General features: G+C 68.1%; 1 protein-coding gene and 1 pseudogene. Both read right to left on the bottom strand.

Going from position 1 to position 1,791, the window contains the following annotated elements; all coding sequences use genetic code 11:
- A pseudogene (locus tag ABT288_RS49875) lies at positions 1-230 on the bottom strand (2-oxoacid:ferredoxin oxidoreductase subunit beta); the annotation flags it as partial.
- Positions 223-1,791, bottom strand: a 1,569-nt coding sequence (locus ABT288_RS49870) for a 2-oxoacid:acceptor oxidoreductase subunit alpha (RefSeq protein WP_351623442.1), incomplete at its 5' end; no start/stop codon positions are given. The gene ABT288_RS49870 and the pseudogene ABT288_RS49875, both read right to left, overlap by 8 nt.

Here is a 1,791-nt window from a genome sequence, read left to right as displayed (position 1 = left end):
GTGTTCATGTAGTACGGGAAGCGGGAGGAGCAGCCGATGCCGGAGACGAAGACGATGTTCTCCTTCGCCAGCCCCAGCTCCGGCATGAAGCCCTGGACGGCGGCCAGGATCGCGTAGTCACCGCAGCCTGGGCACCAGCGCACCTCCTGGTCCGACTTGAAGTCCTTCATCGACTGCTTGGCCTCGGCCTTGGGGACCAGTTGCAGCAGTCCGTTGCCGGCGTCAGTCATCGATGGCCTCCTTCAGCGCCTTGGCGAGCTGTTCCGCCTTGAACGGCATGCCGTTGACCTGGTTGTAGGAGTGGGCGTCGACCAGGTACTTCGCCCGGATCAGGGTGGCGAGCTGCCCGAGGTTCATCTCGGGGATCACCACCTTGTCGTACCGCTTCAGCGCCTCGCCGAGGTTGGCCGGGAAGGGGTTGAGGTGGCGCAGGTGGGCCTGGGCGATGGACTCGCCGGCCGCGCGCAGCCTGCGGACCGCCGCCGTGATCGGCCCGTACGTCGAGCCCCAGCCCAGGACCAGGGTCTTCGCGCCGCCGGTGGGGTCGTCGACCTCGATGTCCGGCACCGCGATGTTGTCGATCTTGGCCTGGCGGGTGCGGACCATGAAGTCGTGGTTGGCCGGGTCGTAGGAGATGTTCCCGGTCCCGTCCTGCTTCTCGATGCCGCCGATGCGGTGCTCCAGACCCGGCGTCCCCGGCACCGCCCACGGCCGCGCCAGGGTCTGCGGGTCCCGCTTGTAGGGCCAGAACACCTCGGTGCCGTCGGCCAGGGTGTGGTTGGGGCCGGAGGCGAACTGCACCCGCAGATCGGGCAGTTCCTCCAGGTCCGGGATCCGCCACGGCTCGGAACCGTTGGCCAGATACCCGTCCGAGAGCAGCATCACCGGGGTGCGGTAGGTCAGCGCGATCCTCGCCGCCTCCAACGCCGCCTCGAAGCAGTCCGCCGGCGTCCTCGGCGCGACGATCGGCACCGGCGCCTCACCGTTACGCCCGAACATCGCCTGCAGCAGATCCGCCTGCTCCGTCTTCGTCGGCAACCCCGTCGACGGCCCGCCGCGCTGGATGTCCACCACCAGCAGCGGCAACTCCAGCGACACCGCCAGCCCGATCGTCTCGCTCTTGAGCGCAACCCCCGGCCCGGAAGTCGTCGTCACCGCGAGCGAGCCACCGAACGCCGCCCCCAAAGCCGCGCCGATCCCCGCGATCTCGTCCTCCGCCTGGAAGGTGCGCACCCCGAAGTTCTTGTGCCGGGACAACTCGTGCAGGATGTCCGAGGCCGGAGTGATCGGATACGAGCCCAGGAACAGCGGCAGATCCGCCTGCTGCGAAGCCGTGATCAGGCCGTAGGCCAGGGCGAGGTTGCCGGAGATGTTGCGGTAGGTGCCGGTCGGGAACGCGGCGGCCGCCGGGGCGACCTCGTAGGAGACCGCGAAGTCCTCCGTCGTCTCCCCGAAGTTCCAGCCCGCCCTAAACGCCGCGATGTTCGCCTTCATGATCTCGGGCTTCTTCGCGAACTTCGACCTCAGGAACCTCTCCGTGCCCTCGGTCGGCCGGTGGTACATCCACGACAAAAGACCCAGCGCGAACATGTTCTTGCTGCGCTCGGCCTCCTTGCGGGAGAGGTCGAACTCCTTCAGCGCCTCCACCGTCAAAGTGGTCAGCGGCACCGGATGCAGGCTGTAGCCGTCCAGCGACCCGTCCTCCAGCGGGGAGGCCTCGTAGCCGACCTTCTGCAGCGCACGCCTGGTGAACTCGTCCGTGTTCACGATGATCTCCGCCCCGCGCGGCAG

The sequence above is a fragment of the Streptomyces sp. NPDC001093 genome (assembly GCF_040298985.1).
In the GTDB taxonomy this organism is placed as follows: Bacteria; Actinomycetota; Actinomycetes; order Streptomycetales; family Streptomycetaceae; genus Streptomyces.
Note: the sequence above shows the minus strand (reverse complement) of the source record. Positions and strands in the feature narration are given on the sequence as shown.